The sequence below is a fragment of the Microbacterium sp. NPDC089698 genome, assembly GCF_044749045.1.
GTDB lineage: Bacteria > Actinomycetota > Actinomycetes > Actinomycetales > Microbacteriaceae > Microbacterium.
In genome coordinates this window covers 52,476-72,515 of sequence record NZ_JBIVHE010000004.1, presented here as the reverse complement: position 1 = coordinate 72,515, position 20,040 = coordinate 52,476, and the positions used below count along the sequence as shown (strand labels likewise).

30 protein-coding genes and 2 tRNA genes are annotated in these 20,040 nt (G+C 63.5%); 29 read left to right on the top strand and 3 right to left on the bottom strand.

Annotated elements, in window-relative coordinates:
• The first annotated feature begins 7 nt into the window (after nucleotides 1-7).
• The 4 genes from ACIPY5_RS12310 (at nucleotide 8) to ACIPY5_RS12295 (ending at nucleotide 4,331) form a co-directional block, all read left to right on the top strand.
• Nucleotides 8-1,165, top strand: a complete 1,158-nt coding sequence (locus tag ACIPY5_RS12310) for a DNA polymerase III subunit delta' (RefSeq protein ID WP_400971123.1) — start codon at nucleotides 8-10, stop codon at nucleotides 1,163-1,165.
• The gene (locus tag ACIPY5_RS12305) at nucleotides 1,162-2,718 is read left to right on the top strand and encodes an alpha/beta hydrolase (RefSeq protein ID WP_400971120.1); all 1,557 of its coding nucleotides are present in this window, start codon (nucleotides 1,162-1,164) and stop codon (nucleotides 2,716-2,718) included. The genes ACIPY5_RS12310 and ACIPY5_RS12305 overlap by 4 nt, the downstream gene beginning before the upstream one ends.
• Nucleotides 2,719-2,853: 135 nt before the next feature.
• A tRNA-Thr gene (locus tag ACIPY5_RS12300) sits at nucleotides 2,854-2,929 on the top strand.
• Nucleotides 2,930-3,056: 127 nt separating this feature from the next.
• The gene (locus tag ACIPY5_RS12295) at nucleotides 3,057-4,331 is read left to right on the top strand and encodes a tyrosine-type recombinase/integrase (RefSeq protein WP_400971118.1); all 1,275 of its coding nucleotides are present in this window, start codon (nucleotides 3,057-3,059) and stop codon (nucleotides 4,329-4,331) included.
• Here the strand turns inward: ACIPY5_RS12295 and ACIPY5_RS12290 are convergent.
• Nucleotides 4,328-4,777 carry an ImmA/IrrE family metallo-endopeptidase gene (locus tag ACIPY5_RS12290; RefSeq protein ID WP_400971115.1) on the bottom strand — a complete coding sequence of 150 codons (450 nt, stop codon included), beginning with the start codon at nucleotides 4,775-4,777 and terminating at the stop codon, nucleotides 4,328-4,330. The genes ACIPY5_RS12295 and ACIPY5_RS12290 overlap by 4 nt on opposite strands.
• A complete protein-coding gene (locus tag ACIPY5_RS12285; RefSeq protein WP_400971112.1) occupies nucleotides 4,774-5,223 on the bottom strand; it encodes a helix-turn-helix domain-containing protein in 450 nt (149 codons plus the stop codon). The genes ACIPY5_RS12290 and ACIPY5_RS12285 overlap by 4 nt, the downstream gene beginning before the upstream one ends.
• Nucleotides 5,224-5,300: 77 nt before the next feature.
• Here ACIPY5_RS12285 and ACIPY5_RS12280 point away from each other — a divergent pair, with 77 nt between their 5' ends.
• The 25 genes from ACIPY5_RS12280 (at nucleotide 5,301) to ACIPY5_RS12160 (ending at nucleotide 19,080) form a co-directional block, all read left to right on the top strand.
• On the top strand, nucleotides 5,301-5,540 hold the full coding sequence (locus tag ACIPY5_RS12280; protein ID WP_400971109.1) for a hypothetical protein: 240 nt from the start codon (nucleotides 5,301-5,303) through the stop codon (nucleotides 5,538-5,540).
• Nucleotides 5,537-6,271 carry a phage antirepressor KilAC domain-containing protein gene (locus ACIPY5_RS12275; protein ID WP_400971106.1) on the top strand — a complete coding sequence of 245 codons (735 nt, stop codon included), beginning with the start codon at nucleotides 5,537-5,539 and terminating at the stop codon, nucleotides 6,269-6,271. Before ACIPY5_RS12280 ends, ACIPY5_RS12275 begins: the two co-directional genes overlap by 4 nt.
• The gene (locus ACIPY5_RS12270) at nucleotides 6,268-6,480 is read left to right on the top strand and encodes a helix-turn-helix domain-containing protein (RefSeq protein ID WP_400971103.1); all 213 of its coding nucleotides are present in this window, start codon (nucleotides 6,268-6,270) and stop codon (nucleotides 6,478-6,480) included. Before ACIPY5_RS12275 ends, ACIPY5_RS12270 begins: the two co-directional genes overlap by 4 nt.
• Complete coding sequence (locus tag ACIPY5_RS12265) at nucleotides 6,477-6,863, top strand: hypothetical protein (RefSeq protein ID WP_400971100.1); 387 nt, start codon at nucleotides 6,477-6,479, stop codon at nucleotides 6,861-6,863. The genes ACIPY5_RS12270 and ACIPY5_RS12265 overlap by 4 nt, the downstream gene beginning before the upstream one ends.
• 671 nt (nucleotides 6,864-7,534) lie before the next feature.
• A complete protein-coding gene (locus ACIPY5_RS12260) occupies nucleotides 7,535-7,837 on the top strand; it encodes a hypothetical protein (protein ID WP_400971097.1) in 303 nt (100 codons plus the stop codon).
• Nucleotides 7,834-8,100: a hypothetical protein gene (locus tag ACIPY5_RS12255; protein WP_400971094.1), complete on the top strand. Its 267-nt coding sequence runs from the start codon at nucleotides 7,834-7,836 to the stop codon at nucleotides 8,098-8,100. The genes ACIPY5_RS12260 and ACIPY5_RS12255 overlap by 4 nt, the downstream gene beginning before the upstream one ends.
• Nucleotides 8,097-8,840: a hypothetical protein gene (locus ACIPY5_RS12250; protein ID WP_400971091.1), complete on the top strand. Its 744-nt coding sequence runs from the start codon at nucleotides 8,097-8,099 to the stop codon at nucleotides 8,838-8,840. Before ACIPY5_RS12255 ends, ACIPY5_RS12250 begins: the two co-directional genes overlap by 4 nt.
• A gap of 458 nt (nucleotides 8,841-9,298) precedes the next feature.
• Nucleotides 9,299-10,117, top strand: a complete 819-nt coding sequence (locus ACIPY5_RS12245; protein WP_400971088.1) for a PD-(D/E)XK nuclease-like domain-containing protein — start codon at nucleotides 9,299-9,301, stop codon at nucleotides 10,115-10,117.
• Between the two features lie 166 nt (nucleotides 10,118-10,283).
• A complete protein-coding gene (locus ACIPY5_RS12240; RefSeq protein ID WP_400373987.1) occupies nucleotides 10,284-10,706 on the top strand; it encodes an HNH endonuclease signature motif containing protein in 423 nt (140 codons plus the stop codon).
• Nucleotides 10,703-11,260, top strand: a complete 558-nt coding sequence (locus tag ACIPY5_RS12235) for a hypothetical protein (protein ID WP_400971083.1) — start codon at nucleotides 10,703-10,705, stop codon at nucleotides 11,258-11,260. The genes ACIPY5_RS12240 and ACIPY5_RS12235 overlap by 4 nt, the downstream gene beginning before the upstream one ends.
• 67 nt (nucleotides 11,261-11,327) lie before the next feature.
• On the top strand, nucleotides 11,328-11,678 hold the full coding sequence (locus ACIPY5_RS12230) for a hypothetical protein (protein ID WP_400971080.1): 351 nt from the start codon (nucleotides 11,328-11,330) through the stop codon (nucleotides 11,676-11,678).
• Nucleotides 11,675-12,352 (top strand): hypothetical protein, encoded by a 678-nt coding sequence (locus ACIPY5_RS12225; RefSeq protein WP_400971077.1) that lies wholly within the window; start codon nucleotides 11,675-11,677, stop codon nucleotides 12,350-12,352. The genes ACIPY5_RS12230 and ACIPY5_RS12225 overlap by 4 nt, the downstream gene beginning before the upstream one ends.
• Before the next feature lie 163 nt (nucleotides 12,353-12,515).
• A complete protein-coding gene (locus tag ACIPY5_RS12220; protein ID WP_400971073.1) occupies nucleotides 12,516-12,788 on the top strand; it encodes a WhiB family transcriptional regulator in 273 nt (90 codons plus the stop codon).
• A gap of 107 nt (nucleotides 12,789-12,895) precedes the next feature.
• Complete coding sequence (locus tag ACIPY5_RS12215; protein WP_400971071.1) at nucleotides 12,896-13,258, top strand: HNH endonuclease signature motif containing protein; 363 nt, start codon at nucleotides 12,896-12,898, stop codon at nucleotides 13,256-13,258.
• Nucleotides 13,255-13,644: an HNH endonuclease gene (locus ACIPY5_RS12210; RefSeq protein WP_400971068.1), complete on the top strand. Its 390-nt coding sequence runs from the start codon at nucleotides 13,255-13,257 to the stop codon at nucleotides 13,642-13,644. Before ACIPY5_RS12215 ends, ACIPY5_RS12210 begins: the two co-directional genes overlap by 4 nt.
• Nucleotides 13,645-13,670: 26 nt before the next feature.
• Entirely contained in the window at nucleotides 13,671-14,015 is a 345-nt protein-coding gene (locus ACIPY5_RS12205) for a hypothetical protein (protein WP_400971065.1), read from the top strand.
• 35 nt (nucleotides 14,016-14,050) lie between these two features.
• Nucleotides 14,051-14,542, top strand: a complete 492-nt coding sequence (locus ACIPY5_RS12200) for a helix-turn-helix domain-containing protein (protein WP_400971062.1) — start codon at nucleotides 14,051-14,053, stop codon at nucleotides 14,540-14,542.
• Nucleotides 14,539-15,021, top strand: coding sequence for a single-stranded DNA-binding protein (gene ssb, locus ACIPY5_RS12195; protein WP_400971059.1), 483 nt, complete (start codon nucleotides 14,539-14,541; stop codon nucleotides 15,019-15,021). Before ACIPY5_RS12200 ends, ssb begins: the two co-directional genes overlap by 4 nt.
• 110 nt (nucleotides 15,022-15,131) lie before the next feature.
• Nucleotides 15,132-15,662, top strand: a complete 531-nt coding sequence (locus ACIPY5_RS12190) for a hypothetical protein (protein WP_400971056.1) — start codon at nucleotides 15,132-15,134, stop codon at nucleotides 15,660-15,662.
• A 139-nt stretch (nucleotides 15,663-15,801) separates the two neighbouring features.
• Nucleotides 15,802-16,038: a hypothetical protein gene (locus tag ACIPY5_RS12185; protein WP_400971053.1), complete on the top strand. Its 237-nt coding sequence runs from the start codon at nucleotides 15,802-15,804 to the stop codon at nucleotides 16,036-16,038.
• Complete coding sequence (locus ACIPY5_RS12180; protein WP_400971050.1) at nucleotides 16,035-16,577, top strand: hypothetical protein; 543 nt, start codon at nucleotides 16,035-16,037, stop codon at nucleotides 16,575-16,577. The genes ACIPY5_RS12185 and ACIPY5_RS12180 overlap by 4 nt, the downstream gene beginning before the upstream one ends.
• On the top strand, nucleotides 16,577-16,735 hold the full coding sequence (locus tag ACIPY5_RS12175; protein ID WP_400971047.1) for a hypothetical protein: 159 nt from the start codon (nucleotides 16,577-16,579) through the stop codon (nucleotides 16,733-16,735). The genes ACIPY5_RS12180 and ACIPY5_RS12175 overlap by 1 nt, the downstream gene beginning before the upstream one ends.
• The gene (locus ACIPY5_RS12170; RefSeq protein WP_400971044.1) at nucleotides 16,728-17,345 is read left to right on the top strand and encodes a hypothetical protein; all 618 of its coding nucleotides are present in this window, start codon (nucleotides 16,728-16,730) and stop codon (nucleotides 17,343-17,345) included. The genes ACIPY5_RS12175 and ACIPY5_RS12170 overlap by 8 nt, the downstream gene beginning before the upstream one ends.
• 355 nt (nucleotides 17,346-17,700) lie before the next feature.
• The gene (locus ACIPY5_RS12165; RefSeq protein WP_400373982.1) at nucleotides 17,701-18,834 is read left to right on the top strand and encodes a hypothetical protein; all 1,134 of its coding nucleotides are present in this window, start codon (nucleotides 17,701-17,703) and stop codon (nucleotides 18,832-18,834) included.
• Nucleotides 18,835-19,006: 172 nt separating this feature from the next.
• Nucleotides 19,007-19,080: transfer RNA gene (locus tag ACIPY5_RS12160), tRNA-Met, on the top strand.
• 651 nt (nucleotides 19,081-19,731) lie between these two features.
• Here ACIPY5_RS12160 and ACIPY5_RS12155 read toward each other — a convergent pair.
• Nucleotides 19,732-19,992: an NINE protein gene (locus tag ACIPY5_RS12155; protein ID WP_400971041.1), complete on the bottom strand. Its 261-nt coding sequence runs from the start codon at nucleotides 19,990-19,992 to the stop codon at nucleotides 19,732-19,734.
• Between the last annotated feature and the right edge of the window lie 48 nt (nucleotides 19,993-20,040).

Sequence of the window (20,040 nt, the reverse complement as noted above, 5' to 3'; positions counted from 1 at the left end):
TGACCGCATGCCGGCCACCGTTCTCGCTCCCTTTCCGTGGACGGACGTGTGGGGGCAGGATGCCGCGGTCGACACGCTGCGGACCGCCGTCGCCGATCCCGCCGCGATGTCGCATGCCTGGCTCATCACGGGCCCGCCCGGATCCGGACGGTCGACGCTCGCCACGGCGTTCGCCGCGTCGCTGATCGCCACGGGCCCCGACGACGAGCAGACCATGCACCAGGTGCTCGCGGGCACCCACCCCGACGTCACGGTGCTGCGCACCGAGAAGGTGATCATCTCGATCGCCGAGGCGCGCGCGCTCGTCGAGCGGTCGTACTTCGGCCCGTCCAGCGGACGCTATCGCGTGATCGTCGTCGAGGACGCCGACCGCATGACCGAGCGCACCTCGAACGTCCTGCTGAAGGCTCTCGAAGAGCCGCCCGAGCAGACGGTCTGGATCCTGTGCGCACCGAGCGAGGCGGATCTGCTGCCCACGATCCGTTCCCGCGTGCGCTCGCTGCGGCTGCGCGAGCCCGACGTGTCCGCGGTCGCGGAGCTCATCGTGCGCCGGACCGGGGCCGATCCCGACGTCGCCGAGCAGGCCGCGCGCCATGCGCAACGGCACATCGGCATGGCGCAGCGGCTGGCGACCGATGCCGCCGCCCGCGCCCGCCGCGAGCAGACGCTGCGCGCCGTGCTGGGCACGCGAGGGGTCAACGACGCCGTCGAGGTCGCCGGGCAGATCGTGCAGGCGGCGACGGACGATGCGAAGGCGCTCACCGCCGAACGCGACGAGGCCGAACGGCGCGCCCTGCTGCACACAGTGGGGATCGCCGAGGGGCAGGCGGTGCCGCCCGCCGTGCGTTCGCAGATCAACGCCCTCGAGGACGAGCAGAAGCAGCGCGCCAAACGCAGCGTGCGCGACGGCCTCGACCGCGTGCTCACCGATCTGCAGTCCCTGTTCCGCGATGTCGTGATGCTGCAGTTCGGGCGGGACGACGTGCTGATCAACGCCGAGCTCGCGCCGGAGCTCGCGGCCCTCGCGGCCGCCTGGCCGTCCGAGCGCACGCTCGTCGTGCTCGACCATCTCGCCGAGACCAGGGAAGCGCTGGAGCGCAACGTCGCCCCCGCGCTCGCCCTCGAGAGCTTGCTCGTGACCGTCACGAGCGGGAGGAGACCATGAACACCCGTTCCCCCTCGCGCCTGCGCCGCATCTCGGTGGTGGTGGCGGGCCTCGTCGTCGCCTCGATCGCGCTGTCGGGCTGCCTGTATTCGATGATCCCTGCGCAGTCCACGTCGGCGGGTCCGGCGGCGAGCCCCGACACCTCGGGCATCGCCGAAGACCTGAAGCCCTTCTACGGGCAGAAGCTGAGCTGGTCCGCGTGCGGCAGCGGCATGGACTGCACCACCGTGAAGACGCCCCTGGATTGGGAGAATCCCGGAAAGGGTTCCCTCGACCTCGCCGTGGTGCGCCATCGGGCCACCGGCACGTCGAAGGGCTCCCTGCTGACGAATCCCGGCGGTCCCGGTGCGAGCGGCCTCGACCTGATCAAGTCGAACCTCGACTTCGCCGTCAGCCCCACGCTCATCAAGAACTACGACGTGATCGGGTTCGACCCGCGGGGCGTCGGATCCTCCACCGCCGTGAAGTGCCTCGACGCGTCTCAGATGGACGACTACCTGTACGCGATCCGGCCCGGCGCCCGCGGGAGCGATGAGTGGACGGCCGCGCAGAAGGCCGCCAACAAGAGCTTCGCCGACGCCTGCGCGCAGAACAGCAAGGGCATTCTGCCGTACATCACGACCGTGAACTCGGCCCGCGACATGGACCTGCTGCGCGGCGTCCTCGGCGACAAGAAGCTGAACTACCTCGGCTACTCCTACGGAACCTTCCTCGGCGCGACCTACGCCGAGCTGTACCCCGAGCGGGTCGGGCACCTGGTGCTCGACGGGGCCCTGGATCCGTCCGTCTCCAGCCTCGACGTCAGCACGACACAGGCGATCGGATTCGAATCCGCGCTGCGTGCGTACATGGCCGACTGCCTCAAGGACAAGGCGTGTCCCTTCCAGGGCACGGTCGATGACGCGATGAGCGATCTCGGCGCCCTCCTCGCCAGTGTCGACCGTGCGCCGCAGAAGAACGGCGACGGTCGCATGCTGGGTGCGGACACGCTGATGACCTCGATCGTCGCGGCGCTCTATTCGCAGGAGAGCTGGTCGTACCTGACGCAGTCGCTCACGGCGGTGCTCAAGGGCGACCCCTCGGTGGCTTTCCAGCTCGCGGACTTCTACAACAACCGCGAGAAGGGGAAGTACACCGACAACTCGACCGAGGCGTTCCGTGCGTACAACTGCATGGACTACCCGCTCGAGAACGACGCGGCGGCCAAGGCGGCGTCCGACGCCAAGATCAAGGCCGATGCGCCGACCATCGCGCCGTACTGGGACGGCCCCGACCCTTGCGAGCAGTGGCCGTACCCGCCCACCGGAAAGCGCGGGGAGATCACCGCGGCGGGATCCGGTCCGATCCTGGTGGTCGGCACGACCAACGACCCCGCGACCCCGTACGCGTGGGCCGAGTCGCTCGCCAAGCAGCTCGAGGGCGGAATCCTCATCACCCGCGTCGGGGAGGGCCACACCGGATACAACAAGGGCAACTCGTGCGTGGACGGCGCCGTGGACGCCTATTTCGTCGACGGCACCGTGCCGGACAAGGCGGGGATCCGCTGCGAGTAATGCCCTGAGCGGCCCGGACGCGGTCATCGCCGTGACCGGGCCGCGCCCGGGGTGCGCGTGGTTCGCAGCACACCCGCGGACAGGGTAAGATAGTTGATCGTGCGGTTCACCGCATGCGCACCTCTCGGGGTGTGCGCCGCCCTAGCTCAGTCGGCAGAGCATTTCACTCGTAATGAAAAGGTCAAGGGTTCGATTCCCTTGGGCGGCTCCACCAAACCCCCGGAATCCGTTGAGATTCCGGGGGTTTTGTCGTCTTTGTCGGATGCACCTGCCAGGCTCTGCTAGCAGGTATATGTGTGCACCTATGTGTGCACCCGTTCTGACAGGGGTGAACCACGATGCCGAAGAAGCGGAATCACGGCGACGGAGGGCTGTACGAGCTCAAGTCTCGCGGCCTCTGGAGGGGTGTTGTCGACGTTGGATTCCACCCAGATGGACGCCGCAAGCAGCGATCGGTCACAGCAAAAACTCAGAAAGAGGCGCGCGCCAAGCTGGAAGAGCTGAAGAAACAGATCCAGGAATACGGCGCGCCACTCGACAAATCGGTGACCGTCGAGGCGTGGGCCGAGAAGTGGCTGCGCGAGGTCTGCGAACCCACCATGAAGCCGTCAGCGTTGAAGGGCTACACGTCTGCAGTCAACCGCTGGATCCTGCCCGCCCTGAGGAAGAAGCGCGTATCTGCCCTGACACCGTCCGACATTCGAAGCGTCACCCTCGCGGTGACCGACGCAGGCCGTGCCGTGTCGTCGGCGCAGAAGGTTCACGCGGTTCTGTCCTCCATGTTGGAAGCCGCACGACTCGATGGGGTCTGTGCGAAGAACGTTGCGGCCGACGTAACGCCCCCTGGGACGGGCGAGAACGGTCGGGACGCCCTGGAGACCGAAGTCGCCCTGAAAGTCCTTCACGCTGCCCTACAGCGCCCGGACGGGGTGCGCTGGTGGTACGCGATCCTCACCGGAATGCGACAGGGGGAACGCACGGGTGCAACGCTCGACAGCGTCGACCTGAACACCCACGAGTTCACCGTCCAGTGGTCATTGACGGAAGTCGGGTTTCGTCACGGGTGTGATGGTTCTTGCGGCAAGAAGCGCGCAGGCTCCTGCCCAAGCCGAAAGCTCATCGTCGCGCCTAACCTCACATACCGGCAACTGGACGGGCGGTTGTGCATCGTCCGGCCCAAGTCCGGCAAGCCGCGCACCTTCCCACTGATCGAAGCGCTCGAGAAGATGACCGTCGACTATCTCAAATCGGCCACCCACCCGAACCCGCATGGGCTTATCTGGCGAAACCAGGACGGATCACCGATCACCGCAGAACAGGATCAGGCCGAGTGGCGCGCCGTTCTACTGTCAGCTGGCGTGATCAGCGAGGACCAGGCGCTCCCGCCGAAGGAAAGGCCTGAGGGAACGCCTGAAACCCCGACAACGCACTTTGCCCGACACACCACGGCAACTGTGCTGATGGAGCTCGGCGTGGACGCGAAGATCATCGGCGAGATCGTCGGGCACGCCGCGGTCACCACTACCCGCCGATACCAGCACGTCCGATTCGCAGAGGCGCGGAAGGCGATGGAAGCCCTGGGGACGCACTTCCAGAAGGCGCTGAACGGCTAGACAGTCGCCTTGTGCGCCCACTGTCCAGCGCCAAGACGCGGGGCGACGTAGACGGTCTCGCCGACGCGGAGGAGGATGCGCTGGTACACGTCGATTGCCTCCTCCACAACGTCGAGGTGCTGCGCCATGAGCAGCTTGTTGCCGTTGAACATCGCCTCAGCTTCACGATAGCCGGCGTGTGTGATGAGCCGCAGCGCGGCCCACTCGTCTGCGCGGCGCTCCTGCTTCGCGTGAACGGGGCCAAACTTGGACTTCGAATCACCGAATACAACGTGCGCTAGCTCGTGCGCGAGCGTCCACCGGAGAAGCCGGTAGGACATGTTCTCCTGCAGCCGGATGGTGTTCGTCTTCAGGTCGTAGTCGCCATCACGGTCAAGGTGTGACAGGTCCTCGTACTTGATCGTGCAGCCGAGCGCATCGGCCATGTCGAACAGCTGTTGGGTCACTCCAGATCCTCCCCCCGGTCCTTGGACCGCTTCTTCGCCACCAAGTCGTAGTCGTCCTGAGTATCACTGGGGCCGGGGACATTGTTGATCCGCGCGAGGGCTTCTCTGCCCCATGTGTCAAGCGTGTCTGGTCCCCAGACAAACGGAACGTCAAGCCTCACCTCTTCATCGACGTAGCTGACAGGAGATGCGTGTAGAGCCTGGTTGGAGATCAGTGCCTCGACGCTCGCAATGAGATCACCCATGTCGATCCCGAGGGCATCACAGATGGCTGCAAGCATGTCGACGGTCATTGGACGTGTGGCCCGAATGATCTTGGAGAACTGGGACTGGCTAACCCCGCACACCATGGCCAGCTCAGCCTGGCTGACATCGTAGCGAGCGATTTGACCACGGAGGCGCGAGGCGATTTCCTTGGACACAGCAGTGGGAGCGTAGGCGTTCACGAACTCATCGTGTCAGATATGACACGAAACGCGCAAATAAGTTGGCGTTGTAGTTCAGGAGAACTATCGTAGTTCACATGAACTACTCGACACCGAGCGGCAAGGCGGCCCGAGCCGTCCGCTCCATTCTCGCAGATCGACGAGAGTCGGTCGAGACCCTGTCAGAGAGCACTGGGATCTCGTTGAGCACGCTCAAGCGGCGCCTGCTGCTCGCCACTCCCTTCACTATCGACGAACTCGGGCTGATCGCCCAGCACTTCGAGGTTCCCCTGATCAACGTCCTCGTACCTATCACTGATCGTGAGGTAGCAGCATGAGCGCGCTCGACATCATCAACCAGGGTGGAACGCTCGTCGTGTCGTCTGAGCAGATCGCGACCGGTACGGGTGCGGAGCACGCATCGATCCTTCGCACGATCGACAACAACCGTGATGACTTCGAGGACTTCGGGCATCTCCGATTTGAAATCCGAGATGCCTACAACAACCACAAGACCCGTGTGGCGATGCTCTCTGAGCCGCAGGCGACACTCCTGATGACGTTCATGCGGAACATCGGCCCGGTCAAGGAGTTCAAGAAGGCACTCGTGAAGGCGTTCTTCGAGATGGCGCGCCGCCTCTCCGGTCCAGCTGTGCCTCAGTCGCTTCCAGAGGCGCTGCGCGCGTACGCGGCCGAGGTCGAACAGCGGCAGGCGCTCGAAGCGAGGGTAGCCGCCGATGCTCCCAAGGTTCTCTTCGCGGACTCAGTGGCCACGTCAGACACGACGATCCTGGTCGGCGACCTCGCGAAGATCCTCCGTGGAAACGGTGTCCAGGTCGGCGCAAACCGCCTGTTCGAGATGCTGCGCAACGACGGGTTCCTGATCCGCCGGCCCGGTTCCGACTGGAACATGCCGACGCAGCGGGCTATGGAGCTCGAGCTCTTCCGGGTGAAGGAGACAGCGATCACACACTCGGACGGGCACGTGTCCGTTTCGAAGACGCCGAAGGTGACCGGAAAGGGCCAGGCGTACTTCATCAACCGCTACGCAATGGAGGTCGCGCGATGAGCGCCACAGTAGTCCAGCGGATCGAGTGGTACCCCGGCCTGTTCACGAAGGAACTCGCTGCGGTTTACCTGTCGATGTCGACTCGTGAGATCGACCTTCTCCGCAACGACGGCACTCTGATTCCCGTTGGCAGTGGGAAGCGAGTCAAGTTCACGAAAGAAGAGCTGGACCGCTACATCGCGCAGCTTCCTGAACGGAGCGCATCATGACTCCTCTGGATCTGCTCCTCACGTCCCTGGCGTTTCTGGCCGGCGCACTGGGTCTCTGGTTGGCGGCGTGTTTCGTGGTCGTCGCGGTGGCACTGTTCAAGCCTCGGGGCAAGAAGCGTCCGGGGGAGTCTGTTGCTGATGCTCTCGAACGCTTGGATGCATCCCGAGCGGTGGATGACTATGACGCGCGGTCAGCTCTGGGCGTCCGTCGAGTCAAGGTGATCGGCGATGTGGAGCAGGGCGTCCCAGATCGCGTCGAGCTCGATGCGAAGGGTGTCACTCAGGCCGACCGCAGCTTCCTGCGCGGTGGTGACTTGGTTGCTGATGGCGGTGATGTCCTCGCGGATAGTCATGACCTGATCGTAGGGGAGGCCCGTTCATGATCCTCGCGGTTCAGACGGTCCTGATCTTGGCCGCCGGCTATGGGATCGCGGTTCTCGCGACCCGGGTCGATGAGTGGCAGGAGCGCCGCTCGGGGCGCTGAAACCCGAGTCGCCGCGTAGGGCCGTCGTGACCCTACCGGTACTTGTCGATCCCGGAAACGGCGACCGATGTAACTACACATAGCTACTTCCTGAAACCCGGGGTGACTCGGGCAGGCCGTGAAAAGCCATAAGCCGATGCGCGCTCAGTGCCCGGTGGGGAACCAAGAGGGAAGCGGCAGCACATAGAACACCGACTACGGGCGACCGGGACGAGCGCGGCGCTGTTGGGTGGAGTTCAAGAAAATCCGGGAGCTATGCGTTCACCCTTCCTCATGCGTTTGCGGGGTGAGTCGGCACACGGGCGGGAGCGGCGTAGAGGCGTCGCGACGATCGTCTAGGAACGGCCCGGGGTAGCGCGACTGGCAGACACCGATGTTCAAGTCATCGGCGCGCACAGAAAGGAGCAAGTCAATGCAAGGTGCTGATGTTTACGACTGTCTGGCTTGCCGGTTGGAGCGTGCATTGATGGGGCGTGAGTACTGCTACCTGCATGCGGAGGCGGATTCGTCGGCGGCTACTAAACCGTCCTAAACCTCGAAAACCTTACAAAACCTAACAGGGAGGCTGTAATGACCGGAACGCCGGGGATGGATGGAGCGAGTGCTCGTGAGTTGGAGTACCGGCGTGCTCGCGAGGCATGGACTTCCCAGAAGCCGGACCTGCACAAGTACAGCGAGTTCTATACATCTTGGGATGACGGGTTCGACGCGGGGTGGAGCGCCGCCATCGAGCGGCTCCAGTCGGATCTGATTGCTGTCCTGCCGGGATCGACGGCCCCGGCGGGCAAAGCCATCCTCTCCAAGGTTTGCGTCATCTGCCGAACCACCTACACACCCGCGGCCGCCGCCACACCCACGAAGGAGAAGCCATGAAGGATTTCGCCAAAGAGATCGCGCAGCTACGCGAGCGCGATCAGCGCGCGCTGATGGACACAGACGCGATCATTTCGCTCGTTCGCCGTGCACAGGCAGAAGCGATCCGTGACGCGCGCGACGAGATCATGCCGCCGTACAGCTGTGAGCTTCGACCAGACGGCTCAGAGGATCCGGCCGGCTCCCGCTACGTCGGCATCATGCACGACGTACACGTTGAGCTGACAGCGATTGCCGACCGCATCCAGGAGGAGAAGCAATGAACCGTGAGCACCTGATCGAGAAGACCGCGGAGGCGATCCACGGAGCGCACCACCCGACCACAGGGGAGATCCCAGCCTGGGAGCAGGAGAGCGAGACCTGGAGGAACACCTACCGGGACTTCGCTCGTGCGGCGCTGTCCATGTTCGAGGAGCCGAACACTTCGGTCGACGACGTGCGGGAAGCGCTGGCCATCTACGACCTTCTTACTCGGCATCACTTCTCGAGCGCCCACGGCGCCCCGAAAACGCATTGCGTCTGCGGCCAGGAGGTCGAGGACTCGATGCCTGAGCATCAGAGTCGAGTGCTGGTCGCCGCTGGCTTCCACCGCATTTCGACTCCGACCGACGCCGTGCAGGAAGCACTGGTGGAGGAGGCGCATCTGGCCGCCAACCGGGTGCAGCGTGCGATGAGCGCTGGAGAGGAATTCGACTACGCGCACCTGCGCCGACTGATCGACAGCAATCACGCGCTGGTGGCCGCTCTCCACCGCACCGTGCAGGGCGAGCCATCCGCTGCCTCGAAGGGGACACGGTGCAAGCATTGTGGTCAATCGATCCGTCGACACCGTGAAAGCCACACGGAATGGATTCATGAAGATGGTTTGATCTTCTGTCACATCACCGGCATCCCTTTGACGAATGCTGAACCTGCCGACTTCGTTCCCTGCGGCCTGGGTTCGTGTGCTGCTGAGGACGGCCACGATGGCGCGTGCCCTCAGGCTTCCGGGTGGTCGTCATGACCGAGGATGACATCTTCTCGTGGCGTAGACGGCTGTTGGAGGAGTCGATGATCCCGACCGGGTTCGAGGGTTTGACCGCAGACGACCTGTTGACACGGGCCCCAGACACGAAGGAAACAGCATGACCGTCCTGGCTTTGGCTGAGGCTGAGGAGCGCTACCGCCTCGCGCAAGACGCAATCTCGGCGGCAACCGCGGGTGGGTCGATCCGGAAGAACCGACAAGCGATCCACCCACTTGAATACGCGCTCAGTTGCGCTGAACGAGACCTGACGAAAGCCCGTCACGCAGACGAAACCGGGGGATGTTGCGGCTGCCACCTCTGCACAGGGAGAACCTCATGGGACGACTGACCGTCACGGCTCGCGCAGTGCGGCGCCTCACGTTCCGGCAGGGCGTCGAGTGGGCGTTGGAAGAGATCCGAGCTGGACGCATTTCGAATCCCCGGGAGGAGTCTCGGTGATCGACTACACGATGTCTGATGTTTCGTATCACGCACGGAGTGAGCTTTCCAGCACGGGCGCTCGTCGCATCCTGGACAGTCCCGCACGGTTCCGGTACTGGGCCGACCACCCCGAGAAACCCAAGGCTGCGTTCGATGTTGGGTCCGCAGCACACGCGAAGATCCTCGGAGTCGGGGCCGGCGTGGTCGAGTATCCGCCCGAGCATCTCACCCCGTCGCTGAACCCATCGACGAAGAAGGAGACGGTTGCGTGGGAGCAGGAGCAGAGGGCGAACGGGCTCATCCCGATCAGCACCGCCGATGCACGCAGGGTTGACCGGATGGCGGAAGCCGTTCTTGCTGACAAGGCTGCACGGCGGATCCTCGAGGACATCCCCAGCCGTGAAGTAACCATCATCACCGAGGTTGATGGCGTACTCATACGAGTTCGGTTCGATCTGTATGGGAACGGGAAGGGCGCGGACCTCAAGACCGGGCGGGACGCTTCTCCAAAGGGGTTCACGCGCTCGGTCGGGACGTTCGGATACCACCTGCAAGCCCGCTGGTACGAAGACGGCCACGAAGCCGAAACCGGACGACCACTCGACGAACCCTTCAAGTTCATCGTCGTGGAGAGCGCCGCACCACACCTGGTCGGCGTGTACGACCTCGACTGGGCGTGGCGTGATGTCGCCGCCGAGAAAACCAAGCGGGCGCGCGACATCTACAGGAGATGTGTTGAGACCGGGGAATGGCCCGGGTACGGCACCGCAACACTCATCGCCCCAGCGTACATCGTCATGGAAGGCGAAGACGAGGAGATCAAGATCGCATGATCAAGACGTGTAAGCATCCCGGCTGTGAGCGCACGAAGGGGAAGGCGCTGGGCTACTGCAATGCTCACTACCTTCGCCACACTCGGGGATACGACATGGATAAGCCGATCCGAGACCCCAGGGCAACCGACCAGGAGCGATTCTGGGCGAAAGGTGGACAAGACGGGTGATTGCTGGATCTGGACTGCAGGACGAAACAAACACCGGAGGGTATGGGATCTTCCGGATAGGCCGACGCGCCACTGTTGCTCATCGGATCTCATTCATGTGGGCCAACGGCCACATCCCGCACGGCTATGAAGTGGATCACATGTGCTTCAACCGGGCGTGCGTCAATCCGGCTCACCTCAGGTTGCTCACCCACCAAGAGAACGGACAGAACCGCGCCGGAGCGAATGCGAACAGTACCTCTGGTGTTCGGGGTGTGCATTGGTCGCAGGGGCAGTGGATCGCTCGTGTATGTGTCGGCCCGAAGACGGTTGAGGTTGGGCGGTTCGCTGACCTGAGTGAGGCGGAACGGGCGATGACGGAGTGGCGTCGTCAGAACATGCCAGCCTCCCTGCGAGATGCCCTCCGGGAGGCGTCATGATCGACATGTCCAAGACCACGGAACCGGACTCATCGCAGCTCAACTTCGATGATGTTGCGGCCGCTCCGATGACGATCACGATCACGGAGGTGAAACAGGGACCGCCGGATCAGCCCGTGCATCTGCACAACGCGGAGCACGAGGGGCGACCGTACAAGCCGGGTAAGTCGATGCGGCGTGTGCTGATCGCGGCATGGGGGACTGACGCGGCGAAGTACGTTGGCCGGCGCATCGAACTGTACGGCGACCCGACGATCAGATTCGGCAAAGACGCTGTGGGCGGGATTCGCATCCGCGCGCTCAGCCACATCGACAAGCCGTTGACCGTCGCACTGACCGTGACTCGCGGGCAGAGGAAGCCGTTCACCGTCGAACCGATCAAGGACACCACCGACCCGACCAAGCTCGCCGAAGCACTCAAGGACATCACGAACGCCGGGTCGATCGAAGCACTCAAGACAGCGTGGGCGCTTGCGGAGAAACGGGGAGTGCAGAAACACCCCGACGTGATCGCAGCAACCAACAAACGGAAAGCCGAACTCGAGTCGGCCTGATTCCCGTTTCCATCTTTTGAAGGGCACGTCCTCCGGGACGTGCCCTTCTTCATACCCAGGAGGACCGATGACGGTCATTCAATTCGCGTGGGAACGCCCACCGCTGAACGCGAACCAGCGCCTCCACTGGGCCGCCAAGGCTCAGAAGACACGGATGGTTCGCGACACTGCCCGTAACGCTGCCCGAACCGTTCTGCCGTCCGCTTCACACATCACCGTTCAGCTGGTGTGGGTAGTCACGGATCGCAGGAGACGTGACAGCGACAACATCTACCCGACATTCAAAGCCATGTGCGACGGGCTAGTCGACGCCGGAATCGTCCCCGACGACACCCCCGAGTACATGAACAAGCTCGGGCCGATCATCCGCTACGAACCAGGCGGGATGGCGCGACTCGAACTGGAAGTGACCGCATGAGTCGCCCGAAGCTGCTTGACCTGTTCTGCTGCCAGGGTGGCGCATCGCGCGGATACGTCAACGCTGGGTTCGATGTGGTCGGCGTTGACATCGATCCACAGCCCAGATACCCGTACACATTCGTTCAGGGCGACGCGCTGGAGTTCCTCGCTGAGCGTGGTGAGGAGTTCGATGCCATACATGCGTCCCCGCCCTGCCAGAACTACCTCAATCTTGGTGCAGTGAACCGAGCGCTTGGGCGCGACTACAACTACCCGAACCTGATCGGCCCAGTTCGCGAACTGCTGCAGGATCTCGGGAAACCGTACGTGATTGAGAACGTGCAGGATGCCCGAGCCGAGCTCATCAACCCTGTCCGTATCTGCGGAACCGGCCTCGGACGTCCATTGCGGCGACACCGCCTCTTCGAATCGAACATCGCCATCGAAGGCGTCGAGTGCGCACACAGCCACTTCGCCGAGCCCAAGTACTGGACCGGATGGCGACCTCGAGGAGAGAAGCGGCTATCGACCGTCGTCCAGGTGTACGGCAACGCAGGCGGACAACACGAGTGGCCAGAAGCGATGGGAATCGACTGGATGGACCGCCATGGGTTCGTCGAAGCAATCCCGCCGGTCTACACGGAGCACGTCGGCCGTCAGCTGATCAATCATCTTCAGGGAGTGAACGCATGAACGCGATTACGGCATTGGGCGTTGGTGCACTCGCCGCCCCAACCACCCACCCACACGACGAACCCGACCGGCAATGCTGTGCAAGGTGCCGCCGCGGAACAAAGGCACACGGTGTCATGCCGTGCGGTAGAGCCCTCGCGTGCCCGTGCCATGAGGTGCCGTCATGAACCAGATCGCGTCCCTGATGGACATGGTCATCATCCGCGAGGACTGGATTGCGGACGCGTTGTGTGCACAGGTCGGCTGGGATGACCACTTCGCCGCAAGGCACAAGGTCGACAAGGTCAACCGTGCCCTGAAAGTCTGCGCCCGCTGCGACGTAGCCGAACAGTGCCTCGAGTATGCACTCCGGGCCAACGAAACAGTCGGTGTCTGGGGTGGCAAGTCGGCCAAGGAACTACGGGACATTCGGCGTGCAAGGAGAAGCGAATCGTGAGAGGTTGCGAAGTCGATGAGTGCGACCGCGTCCACTACGGAAACGGATACTGCCGACTGCACTGGGAGCGCCAAAAGAAGCATGGAGATCCCACGCGGGTAGATGCCATGTTCGGTGCGACAGTGCGCCAACGCCTTGATCGATACAGCCGCCAGGACGGCGAGTGCATCGTTTGGACGGGCAGGCGAAACTACCACGGGTACGGACAGATCCAGATAGCGGGCAGGGCCATCGGGGCGCACCGGGCCGCATTCGAAGCATCGAATGGGCCGATCCCGGACGGCCTTGTGGTGCGGCACACCTGCGATAACCCTCCCTGCATCAACCCTGATCACTTACTGATTGGGACCGTCGCAGACAACAACCGCGACAAAGCCGAGCGTGGTCGCGCGCCACTAGTGGGCATCGCCAAAGCCAGTCATGAGGCGCGCCTCGCACGGTTAGCAGCAGAAGCGGAGACATACGCATGATCACTCCGAAGAGAGAGAAGCAGCCGAAGAAGATCCCTGCAAAGGCCCGCGCGGCTGTCGAAGAACGCTCCGAGGGACGATGCGAGGGGTGCGGTCTAGCCGGAGACCTCGAGTTGCATCACCGGAAGTACCGTTCGCGAGGCGGCACCCACGACGTGCACAACCTCATTGCACTCTGCGGCGTGGGTAACACGGCCGGATGCCATGGAACCGCCCACTCGGACGGATTCAGCTACGGCTGGGCTATTCCATCATGGGGACGCAGCGAGATCTGGCCGTCGTGGCGTTGGGGCGTCGGCTGGGTGGTCTTCGACGACGACGGAGGTTGGCGCGAGATCACGGAATCGACCGCCGAGCTGATCATGTCGAGCGGCGGGAGACCGTAGTGGCTGCCGGATTGCCGTGGGTGCGGATGGATACCGACACCCACGCGAACCCGAAGATCCTCGACTTCATTGACCTGCACGGCGAACGCGCTTTGGCGGCGATTGCGGTGTGGAAGTTCGCGATCGAGTACTCCGGAGGGCACGCAACCGATGGGGAAATCACCCGCGCGGCGTTGAAACAGATCCACGGGAAGCCCACCCACGCCCGACTTTTGGTCGAGTTCGGGTTCTTCGATGAGACAGAAAAGGGCTGGCAGATCGCCGGTTACGTGAACCACCAACCGTCCCGTGCGATCACCGATCAGCTGCGAGAACAGCTGTCTGACGCGGGAAAGAAGGGTGCGGCGGCCCGGTGGGGGAAGGAAACGTGATGGCTCGGGAATGGCCTACCCCAATGGCCTGGCCTATGGCCTACCCCAATGGGGTGGCCGAATGCTACGGAACGGAACGGTACGGGACGGAACGTAAGAGCTACCAAGACCCCGATGAAAATCCTTCTGTTCCTGATGCGATCGGGCCTGTGGATAACGGTGATTCGCATCGGTCTTCGAGGTTCGACGAGGACGTGTTCCTGTGGTGTGAACGCTCCGGGATGAGCGCCCGACAGGTCGCGGAACGGTTCGGCGTGTCCAGCAGGACGGTCGTCAGGTGGCGGAACCGGATGCACTTGGGTCACATCCCGGCTCACGAACCACATCCTCCCGAGGATCGTGAGATCGCGCGGCGGCTACTCGACGATGGCTGCTCAATCCACGAGGCCGCCAAGACGGTCGGAGTGTCTGACCCGACGATCCGCCGCTGGTTCCCCGACGCGACCCCGTGGACGAAACAACAAGCCAGCCAGCACGCGGCCTTCATCCGCCGCATGAACAGAACACTTGAAAGGAACGCAGCATGACCGCAACGATCACCATCCACGGCGGACTCACCGCACAGCCCGAACTCCGCTACAGCCAGAACGGGACCGCGATCGCGTCTGGAACGATCGCATCCACCGACCGATACCTCGACAAGCAGACGCAGGAGTGGAAGGACGGGAAGTCACTCTACGTTCGCTGGTCGGCGTTCAAGGATCTTGCTGAGCACATCGCCGGCTCCAGCCTGGACAAGGGCGTACAGGTGGTGATCACAGGGAAGCTGCACACCCGCCAGTACGAGGACCGTGAAGGGCAGAAGCGCACGTCGACCGAACTTGATGTGATCGACTTCGCCGTCTCGTTGAAGCGCACGACCGCCCAGGTCACCCGTGCCGCGTCCACAAGCCCCGCTGCGGGCCGAACACAGGGGGCGGCGGGTGATGAGCCGTGGAGCACTCCGGGGAGCCAGGCGGACGCATGGTCGACGCCTGGTTCCTTCGGCGACGACACCCCGTTCTGAGGAGGCGGACATGGGCTGGCTCATTGTGGGGCTGATCGTTCTCCTAGTCGCGGCAGGAGTACTCGGGTGGCTCCTCGGAGACACCATCGCCAAGGGAGGGAAGTAGACGCATGACCGACAAGACCACCGAACTGATCGCAGAGGCACGGGAGATCAGCAAGAACCGCGGCTACACCCACCAGATGATCCATGCCCTGGCCGACGCCCTCGAAGCAGAACACCAGCGAGCCGAGGAGTGGGAGAAGGCGCACCAGAAGGCGTTCAACAAGGAAGCCGAGATGGCGGTCCGGTTGGGCCTCCTTGCGGGCGAGCACAAGATGGCCGGCATGTCCTGGGACCGGACGCGGAAGCGCCTTGAGTCTGAGGTTCAGACGTTCCGGGAGCAGTACATCCCGCGGCTGACGACGGCTGAGGCCGAGCGTGACGCCCTCCGCGCGCAGATCGAAGGGCACGGCGGGTGGGACGAGTGGATCGCTGAGCACGTTCGCGTCTCGGAGGAGAACGAGACCCTCCGCACCGCGATCCAGGAAGCAACGGCATACATCGAGAGCGACGCTGGGATCTCCCTGGCCCCGATGATGCCTGGGCGAATCATCCTGGACATCCTGTCCCGCGCCATCGACACGAAGGGCGGCGAGTGATGCCGCGCCGGATCGCTAAGTGGCTCACGCCGACACGGCACGAGAACGCGAGCGACTCGCGCTGGCTCAAGCGACGCCGGGAGGAAGTCGAGCTGACCGAGGCTCGGAAAGACGCCATCGACACGAAGGAGGAGAAGCCATGAGCAAGCGCGAAGTGACGATCTACACCTGTGACGGGTGCCGTGCGCAGCAGACATTCGACAGGCACGAGACAGCGCGCGGGTTCTCTCGGGTGCTTCTCCCTGCCGGGGAGGTGTGGCTGTGCACGGTCTGCTACGGGGCCGTCGAGTGGGTGGCGAAGTTCCAGCGCATCACGATCCCGCCGAAGGTGTTCAAGCATGACAGGGGCTACGGCCTGAGGAAGGAGAAGCCATGAACCGGGAGCAGATCGAGGAGGTGCTGTCCGCGGTGGCGGCGGTGCATGGAGACGAGACGGGGACGCTGGTGCCGCTGGATCGCGTGCGTGACGCCATGGTGTCCGTGTTCGAGGAGGCGAACACCCCGACCGACGACGAGCGGGAAGCGCTGGCGGCTCGACTTCAGCGCAAGTACGAGTTCTTCAAACGATTCAGCAGCGATGGATCGGAGAACGAGGTGATGATCCTTCTCCGCGAAGCCGCTTCCGCTCTCCACCGCACCGTGCACGGCGAGCCGAAGCACACCGAGGGATGCATCGACTGGTGCAACCACTGCCAGGTCTGCGGCGAGGGGATCCAGTACGGCTCGCGATGCCCTGCGCACTACCTGTCCGACGACGCGATCCACGATGCGATGGAAGCGCAGCAGGCGTTCATGCTCCCGATGAGCCGTGGGGCCATGCGTGCTGCTCTGCGTGCGGCTGCCGCTACCGAGGGAGGAGAACACCGTGCTGATAACACCCCCAACCGCACGATTCGTCACGAGGAGGAGAGCTGATGGCGTTCGGAAACGTCGACGACTGGATCTGTGAGTGCGAGGACTGCGGCGAGGAGTGCATCGGCCGCACTCCGCAGCAGGCGCGGAAGCTCTGGCGCGAGCATCGGGCCGTCTGTGAGGCGGTCACGGATCGCACGGATGGGAGTACCAATGAGTGACCTGCTGGAAGCCGTCGAGGATCTGACCTCACCAAGACCAGTGAAGGTGCAGACGGATGACGGGCACACGTGGGCGACAGAGGACGCGCTCCTCGTGCAGCTGGCTGATGCGGTGTCGTCGAGCCTGAAGTCCGGTTCCGGGTCAGGTGGCGCACCTTGGCAGCGGAACGTGATCGACAGTGACGCCCTGTACCGGGCGGGGATCATCACGTCCACGATCGGTGACTGGTGTCGGATGGCCGGCGCGGCCGTCACCCGTGACGCAACTACTGATCTGCGTTCCTGGCATGTCGCACACACCGCCCACCACGATCACGCGGACGAGTTCTACATCGCCCAGATGAAGACGTGGGCGACGCAGATCCGGGCGATGGTGAACCCGCCGAAACTGGTCGAGATCACCGCACCATGCCCGGTCTGCGGTCAGGGCGAGTACGTGAACGACATGGGAGAGCGGATCCGCAACCCGCTCGCCCTCGTCTACCGGCCCGACTCCGACCAGATGTACTTTCGGGCCAAGGTGATGTGCCGTTCCTGCGAAACCGTATGGCTCGGACCCGACGCGATGGAAGAGCTCCGAGACGAGCTCAACGAGAAGGAGAGCGCCTAACCCGACACACCGCTCGAATCGAATCACACGGATGTAATTTCGTGTGATATCCTGAATCCGCCTTCTTGAAGTGTGTCTACTTCCGGAAGGTTTCGTCGTCTAAGGCCGCATCACCGATCAGGTGGGCGGCCTTCTCTGCAGACAGGACACGAACAGTGGCGCTCTCTGAAGCACTCAAGACACCTCCCACCCGGGCAACGAAGACAGCCATGGACGTTTGGCTCGAATCGCTCACCAACGAAGACCAGGCCATCGTGACCGCCGCTCTCCGCAACCCGGACTGGCGACACACCGACCTGCTCGCCGCCCTCGTCGCGGAAGGCGCACCGTCCATCTCCGATACAACATTCGGAGCGTGGCGGAGACGGGTAGCCCGGTGAACCTCACCGCGCCGTTCCCCGCCGAGTGGCAGGCCCGACAGTCAACAATCGATGGTGATACGGAAATCGTCACCGGTCCGATCCGCGAAGTTGGGAACCACCGCGAACTTCTCGACCAGTTCGGGTACGACCCGGCCGAGTTCGAGATCGCCGGCACCGTGAACCAGTGGCGCAAGCAACAGCCTGACGGCACATGGCTTGTGTCCTACTTCTTCAAAGTGCAACCCCTCGAGGCGCGCCTTGACCTTCCCGCCCTGTACGCCGCAGCAACAACCCGCAAACCGAAACCGCCTATCAAGGCGACGCCCACCGGGCGAATCACCGTGGTTGCTTTGTCGGACGTGCAGGCCGGGAAGACGGGTTCCCGTGGCGGGACTCCTGAACTGATCGACCGTCTGGCCGAGAAGCGGGAGAAGTTGGCCACGGAACTCCGACGCCGGAAACCCACCTCCACGGTTCTCGCTGAGGGCGGGGACGCGTTCGAAGGGTTCGAGAACGTCGCATCCCAGATGTTCACGAACGACCTCAGCCTGGCCCAACAGATGGACCTTGTTGGCACGGAGATCTTCGAGTTCATCCAGGTGATGCACCGACACGGGCATGTTGAGGTTGGGGCGGTCACGTCGAACCACACAGCGTGGCGGCGCGGCAAAGACACTCTCGGGCGTCCCGCCGATGACCTCGGCCTGTTCGTACACCGACAGGTCGCCAAGGTCACCAAAGCCGCTGGCATGGACGTCGCCTGGACGGTCCCAGCCGAGTACGACGAATCAGTCCTGCTCGATGTGAACGGGACCGGCCTCGGCATCGTCCACGGCAACCAGTACCGGCCCGGGCGCGCGATCGACTGGTGGGCGAAACAAACCCACGGCGGTCAACCCGTAGGTGCTGCGGACATCCTCCTCGGCTCCCACTACCACCACCTGCACATCCAGCCCACCGGCCGGAACCCGTACACGGGACGCACCAAGTGGTTCATCCAATGCCCAACCCTGGACAACGGATCCGACTGGTTCCGCAACACAGCCGGTGAAGACTCCGACCCCGGACTGCTCATCTTCGACATCACCGAAGACGGGTTCGACCTGCAGTCACTCACAGTGCTCTGATGTCCCGCGAACTGACACGCCCACCCACGGACTACGTGGAAGGCGAAGGCGACTGGGACCTCACCACGGACACGGCCGGGGACGACGAATAAGCAACCACCTCATGACGGTGGTTAATAACTCACACAGTTGTGCGGGTGTGGTGACCAGACCCACACCCGCACAACACCAAACCCGGGTAGAGCAGTTCGGTAGCTCGCTGGGCCCATAACCCAGAGGTCGCCAGTTCAAATCTGGCCCCGGGAACAATGCTTACGATGCGGGCTGGTGATGACCTGCTCTGACCTGCAGGCCGTCGTGAGCAGAAGACCACGCCAGGAAGAGCCGGACTATGAGCGCCGGTCGCAGGTAAGAGCCCGTCTGGGGCCGCGTGGCACCTCTTCACCCTGACCGCTGGCAAGCAACCGCTTTCGAGCACCGCGACCCCATGTCAGGGGATTCCTTCTTGAACTCCACACCCAACGCCAACGGAGGCAGCCATGGGTAACCGTCAGATGTGGGCCTGCACACACTGCACCGCCGAATACACCTCGGCGTGGGCTGCAGCTGTCTGTTGTGACGAGTCCGCATTCGGTGACACGGACTAACCGTGACGGTCGTGGAAGTCGCCGGGGACACCTGCGACGCCTGCCCCGCAACAGCCCAAGTCCACGCCTACCTGTACGTCGAACTCCCATCCGGTCGAAGCCTCTCGTACTGCTCCCACCACGGCACACGCCACTACGCCGCGCTCATCCTCGCCGGTGCAGTCATCATCGACCTACGCCACCTGGTGCAACCATGACCCGCCGCGACCGACCATGGATCCTCACACAAACCGGACCCTTCACACGGTTCGGGCTGAGCCTCCTCGGGCTGATCTACGACTGGCAACACCGCCACGACGCACGCCGCTGACTACTTGATGCCGACTGCCCGCCGCGCGTTCACCTGACGAGTCTGCGAAGGCAACGTGAACAGGTCAATGATCGTGCCAACACCGAGCAGGCCAAGCGTCAGCAGCCACAGAACTCCACGCCCCACCTTCCCAAGGTAGAAGTGCTGGATCCCGAAGACACCGACGAGACCAAACAGCATCGTCGCGTACGCGATCCCAACCTCCTTCGGAGGCAGAGGAGCAGCAGCCTGCGGGGTAGGGGTGGGGTTCTCGATACTCATGTGCCACACCCTAGGGGATGGTCACGACACTGCGCATCAGCAGAGTGA